The 5,061-nt window shown below is 63.6% G+C and carries 7 protein-coding genes; 5 read left to right on the top strand and 2 right to left on the bottom strand.

From position 1 onward, the window contains the following. The first annotated feature begins 579 nt into the window (after positions 1 to 579). Positions 580 to 1,389 (top strand): TIGR04255 family protein, encoded by an 810-nt coding sequence (locus ACLP4W_RS04255; protein ID WP_442384434.1) that lies wholly within the window; start codon positions 580 to 582, stop codon positions 1,387 to 1,389. Here ACLP4W_RS04255 and ACLP4W_RS04250 read toward each other — a convergent pair. Further along, a complete protein-coding gene (locus tag ACLP4W_RS04250; protein WP_442384432.1) occupies positions 1,379 to 2,278 on the bottom strand; it encodes a class I SAM-dependent methyltransferase in 900 nt (299 codons plus the stop codon). The genes ACLP4W_RS04255 and ACLP4W_RS04250 overlap by 11 nt on opposite strands. A 104-nt stretch (positions 2,279 to 2,382) precedes the next feature. On the opposite strand from ACLP4W_RS04250, the gene ACLP4W_RS04245 reads away from it, so the two are divergent. Both ACLP4W_RS04245 and ACLP4W_RS04240 read left to right on the top strand, forming a co-directional pair. After that, positions 2,383 to 2,793, top strand: a complete 411-nt coding sequence (locus tag ACLP4W_RS04245) for an ArsR/SmtB family transcription factor (RefSeq protein WP_442384430.1) — start codon at positions 2,383 to 2,385, stop codon at positions 2,791 to 2,793. A gap of 45 nt (positions 2,794 to 2,838) precedes the next feature. After that, a complete protein-coding gene (locus ACLP4W_RS04240) occupies positions 2,839 to 3,042 on the top strand; it encodes a zinc transporter Slc39a7 (protein ID WP_442384428.1) in 204 nt (67 codons plus the stop codon). 33 nt (positions 3,043 to 3,075) lie between these two features. Here ACLP4W_RS04240 and ACLP4W_RS04235 read toward each other — a convergent pair whose 3' ends face one another. Then, positions 3,076 to 4,101 carry an oxygenase MpaB family protein gene (locus tag ACLP4W_RS04235; protein ID WP_442384426.1) on the bottom strand — a complete coding sequence of 342 codons (1,026 nt, stop codon included), beginning with the start codon at positions 4,099 to 4,101 and terminating at the stop codon, positions 3,076 to 3,078. A 68-nt stretch (positions 4,102 to 4,169) separates the two neighbouring features. Here ACLP4W_RS04235 and ACLP4W_RS04230 point away from each other — a divergent pair, with 68 nt between their 5' ends. Next, complete coding sequence (locus ACLP4W_RS04230) at positions 4,170 to 4,784, top strand: TetR/AcrR family transcriptional regulator (RefSeq protein ID WP_442384424.1); 615 nt, start codon at positions 4,170 to 4,172, stop codon at positions 4,782 to 4,784. Positions 4,785 to 4,903: 119 nt separating this feature from the next. Beyond that, positions 4,904 to 5,061 (top strand): acyl-ACP desaturase (locus ACLP4W_RS04225; protein WP_442384436.1); only part of this gene is annotated, 158 nt, incomplete at its 3' end.

Raw genomic sequence — 5,061 nt, 5'->3', positions numbered from 1 at the left:
ACTCACCGGAGGCCTCCTGATCTGCAACTGTGGCTCTACCGGAGCGAGTGTTCACCCGCCACCGGCAACCCACGTCCGATTGCAGCCCGAGGCCTTCGGCCTCAAGTCGCCTCCATACCGTCTAGGCGACTTCCCCGGGGCGGTGACAGCCGTCGCCGGGGCCTTCCGCATTTTAGGGAAGTCTTGGTTAGGGACCTATCGTTTATCCAGCGTTTATGACCGAAAACGGGCCATAAGCAGCGAAAAGCGTTGAAACGTTGCGGGCGCGGAACTGCCTGCGCAACCCAACTTTTCGGGAAATGTTGAGACTCACCAGAAACCATCGACCATAAATCCGCAGGTCCTAGGTTCGAGTCCTAGTGGGGGCACCGGGAGAGACGCGTATGACCTCGGCTGATGCTTGACATTTTGGCTTCGGGTGATGCCTGGCAGTGTTCGGGCTGATGCTTGACAGTTACTTCGGGTGATCGTTGACACTTCGAGACGGCGCCGGATCTGCCGCAATCCACGTCGGGCTCGTCTCGAGTCGGCCCACCGACACGCGGCATGGCCGCGGTTTAACCGCCGAACGGCTTGGCTATGCTTCGCAAGATGAGTGTCGAAGCGGCCTACCCGAACGCGCCCGTAGCCCTGGTAACGATGGAAATCCGTCATCCGGCAACGGATTCCCTCACCGAATCTTCCAGCGGAGAGCTCAGACGGCTGCTCGCCGACCACCTACCGATTGAGCGCCAGGCGCAGGACGTGGCTTGGGCGATGGGCGCCGGCGGAAGTCCGACACCAACCGCCGAGCGCTTCGTTCGTTACGTCAACCGGGATAACACGCTCGCCGCCTCGATGAAGAACCAGGCGGTCGTCATCGAGACCACCGCCTACAGCAACTTCGAGGCGCTGGTCGACGTCGTCATGCGGGTCATAGACGCTCGCTCAGAGGTCTCCTCGATCGTCGGGGTGGAACGTCTCGGTCTGCGCTATGTCCTCGAGGTCCGGGTCCCCATAGGCGTGGATGGGCGTATCGAGTGGAGTAACTGGATCGCCGAGCCGCTGCTCGGGCCGCAGCGCATCGCGCCCGCCGGCCTGACCCTGACCGAGTGGCAGGGCGCCGCGGTCTACCGCGAAGCGCAACCGGGCAAATCGATGATCGTGCGCTACGGCCCCGGTGTGGGTCAGGCACTCGACGCGAGTTATCACCTGCGCCGGACGATGCCGGCCCAACAAGGACCGTTTTTCCTCTTGGACATCGACAGCTTCTGGACTCCGCTCGGGTCCATCCCCGAGTACGACCGGAATACGGTGCTGACGACGTTCCAGGATCTGTACGAACCCGCTCGCACCGTGTTTCAGGAAATGCTCACCAGCCGCCTCAAGGACGACCTGCTCAGCCGATAAGCAGCGCGCTGTTATAGGTCACGTCGGCGAAGGCTTCGGCAACGTCGTCGTCGGGATAGACGAACCCGTTGGCCGCGTGTAGCTCCTTGACGGTCTGGGACGCCGTCCGCCAGCCGCGCTGGGCCAGGTAGTCCAGGATGTGGCTGCGCTGACCGTGATAGACGAGATCGTTGAAGTCGATCTCGAACCCGAGTTCGCTCATCCGGTCATGGTGTGCACGCCACCGCTGGTCGGCGAAAACTGTGGTGTCGGGCACGAATTCAAAGGCCAGGCGACTGCCGGGGGCGCTCAGAGCGGTGATGTTGTCGAACAGCGCGTCCTGGGCCGCGTCCGGCAAATACACCAACAACCCTTCGGCGCTCCACGCGGCGGGCGCCTGTGGATCGAATCCCGCGTCCTGCAGCGCCGCGGCCCAGTCGTCGCGCAGGTCGACGGCGACGGTGCGCCGCTCGGCGGTCGGCTCCACGCCGAGGTCGGCCAGGGTCAGGGTCTTGAACTCGATCACCTCTGGCATGTCGACCTCGTAGACGACGGTGCCCGCCGGCCACGGCAGGCGGTAGGCGCGCGCATCAAGTCCGGACGCAAGGATCACCGCCTGGCCGATGCCGCCCTGCGTCGCATCGAGAAAGTAGTGGTCGTAGAACCTGGTGCGGCAGGCCATCCCCCGGGCCATTCGGTGCGGGTCGAACTCGGAATCCCCGCCAACCGGAATCTGGCCGTTCACCAAGCGGACGTAGACGTCGATTCCGACGGCACGCACCAGCGGCGCGGCGTAAGGGTCGTTGATCAACTTCTCGTCGGTGGAAAGCGCACGCTGGGCGGCAACCATCGTCGCCGTCGCCCCGACGCTCGTCGCCAGGTCCCAACGATCTCGATCGGTGCGCGCCATCGTGCTCCCTCATCCCGGCCCAGAAATATAGACAGTCTAGTTACTATCACAGGGCCGATTCCCGATGCGCTCGGGATTGCCGGTTCCTGCGCTAATATCTGCGTATGCATGCAGGTATTAGCGAAGATCGCTTGCCCGACGACCAGGCCAGTCTTGTGGTCGAGGTGTTCCGGATGCTGGCCGACACCACCCGTGTGCAGGTGCTCTGGTCGCTGACGCATCGCGAGATGTCGGTCAACGAACTCGCCGAGCACGTGGGCAAGCCTGCGCCATCGGTTTCCCAGCACCTTGCCAAGCTGCGGATGGCGCGTCTGGTGCGCACCCGCCGCGACGGAACCACGATCTTCTACAGCCTGGAGAACGACCACGTCCGCCAGCTCGTCATCGATGCGGTCTGCAACGCCGAGCATGCCGGCCCGGGAGTTCCCCGTCATCATCGCGGCGACAGCGGACTGCAGGCGATCACCGAGTCATCGTCATCGCCGAGGACTCGAACAGGTCGAGGCCCCGGCTGAACGACCAATTAACACAACATATTTCGCAACGGGAGAGGACCACCAATGACTGAGCAGCACACCCATGACGCACCGCATGCCCACGAACACCAGCATGCCAAGGTGACTCACAGCCACGCGCACACCACGCATGAGCACGACCACGTCACGCATGAGCACCGCCACGCCCACAAAGACGGAACCGAGCACACTCATCAGCACGTACACCAGTCCGGGCTGGAAGAGGTTCATGGCCACGCCCACGGATGATGCACTTATGAGAGCGTCGTAGCCCTCTGTGGCTTAGGAGACCTTCGGGCAGTAGTGCTTCGGGTTGTCACGTTCGTCGGCGGGCGGCAGGTTGCGCGCCCGCGTCTGCACCAACGGTGCGTCGGCCGGGATTCGCCCGGTGGCACGATCCCAGCCCGCGCGGGCGCGTGGGTGTTTGCGGAATCGCCTTGGCACACAGGCGAAGACGAGACACACTAAGTCGCCGAACCTCCGGTGCAGCCATTCGTCGCGGCGCGACCACCGGTAGCCCATCAGATCGCGCACCGGCGGATCGTAGAGACCGACAGTGAGCCACACGAAGAACGGGCCCAGCAGTTTGCGCTGCTCGGCCCACAACCAGTCCGGGACCTTTTGGGCAAACGGAGGTTTGGGCAGTTCGGTCAGATCGAGCACCGCGCGAGCGGCCCGATTGTTCTCCAACACGTTGCGGCACATGTGATCCCAGTAATCCTGGAACTCCTCCCAGGACGCCGGCACCGGCCGCATGCTCATGCCGTACATCCGGTACCACTCGACGTGCTCGTCGAACAGCTGGCGCCGTTGCGCTTCGGTCAATCCGCCGCAGAACCGCTCGGCCACATGAATGGTGCCGACAAAGAACGTGGCGTGTGCCCAGTAGAAGACATCGGGGTTCAACGCGTGATAGCGGCGGCCCTGGTCGTCAACGCCCTTGATGGTGGTGTGGTAGTCGCGCACCTCGGCGCCAGTGACCGGGGCGCGGTCGCCGTCGAACACGACGCCGCCAATCGGGTACAACGAGCGCAGCAGGCGCGGCCAGCGTTCCCGGAAGAACGTCGAGTGGTCGACGACTGCCGCGCCCAGTTGCGGGTGCATGTTCTGCATGGATCCCGCCCACGGTCCCTGCAGCATGCCGCGCCAATCCCCGAAGTACCGCCATGTCAACGAATCAGGGCCGAGCGAAACGGGTGGCGGGTCGTAGCCCAGCGGCGACACCGGGCAGCCGCCGGCCACACCGCTGAGCCCCCTACCCATTGCGGCGCTGGTCAGCGGGCGGGGTCCGGACGTATGTTGAGTCACTATTAGATTCCTGTAAATACGGGCAATTTTGACTACATGTGTTGTCACTTTGGAAGTCTAGGAGGGATGTGCAGACCGGTCAACGACGGGGCCGTTGGACCGGGGTTCCCCTGGAGAGTCGCCATGCCCTCCGGCGCGACAATCTGATCGCCGCCGGTGTGCAGTTGCTCGGCCGCGCCGCCGGACCTGCGCTGACGGTCCGCGCGGTGTGCCGTGAGGCCGCGCTCACGGAACGCTACTTCTACGAAAGCTTTTCCGACCGTGACGAATTCGTGCGCGCCGTCTACGACGATGTCTGCACCAAGGCGATGAACACCCTCACTTCGGCGAAAACCCCCCGGGAGGCCGTCGAACGGTTTGTCGAGCTGATGGTCGACGACCCGGTGCGGGGGCGCGTGCTCCTGCTGGCGCCGGCGGTGGAGCCGATACTGACCCGATCGGGCGCGCAGTGGATGCCCAACTTCATCGATCTGCTACAGCGCAAGCTGTCCCGCATAGGCGATCCGGTGCTGCAGAAAATGATCGCCACCAGCCTGGTCGGCGGCCTGACAAGCCTGTTCACCGCATACCTCAACGGACAACTCGGGGCCACCCGCAAGCAATTCATCGACTACTGCGTCAACATGCTGTTCAACACCGCGGCCCCTTATGTGCCCGCGTCCGAACAGGGGAAATCCGAGTGAGTGGGCGCGCGCCCTACACCCGAAACTAAGGCGTGCCACACGGGGGCACAAACTTGATGCTACTGGGGTACACAGATACTCTTGAGTGCTACCCGAAGACACAGATAACCGGAGGGATCATGTCAGCCGAGCTGACCGAGCTACAGCTGCTGCAAGAACTTGAACCGGTGGTCGAGAAGAACCTGAACCGGCACCTGAGCATGCATAAGGACTGGAACCCGCACGACTACATCCCATGGTCGGACGGCAAGAACTTCTATGCGCTCGGCGGGCAGGA

The organism is Mycobacterium sp. (assembly GCF_052145595.1).
Taxonomy (GTDB): Bacteria; Actinomycetota; Actinomycetes; order Mycobacteriales; family Mycobacteriaceae; genus Mycobacterium.
Note: the sequence above shows the minus strand (reverse complement) of the source record. Positions and strands in the feature narration are given on the sequence as shown.

Excerpts from the sequence above, each read along its gene's own strand:
- ACLP4W_RS04255 (WP_442384434.1), top strand. The coding sequence starts at position 580 with ATGCTTCGCAAGATGAGTGTCGAAGCGGCCTACCCGAACGCGCCCGTA.
- ACLP4W_RS04250 (WP_442384432.1), bottom strand. The coding sequence starts at position 2,278 with ATGGCGCGCACCGATCGAGATCGTTGGGACCTGGCGACGAGCGTCGGG.
- ACLP4W_RS04245 (WP_442384430.1), top strand. The coding sequence starts at position 2,383 with ATGCATGCAGGTATTAGCGAAGATCGCTTGCCCGACGACCAGGCCAGT.
- ACLP4W_RS04240 (WP_442384428.1), top strand. The coding sequence starts at position 2,839 with ATGACTGAGCAGCACACCCATGACGCACCGCATGCCCACGAACACCAG.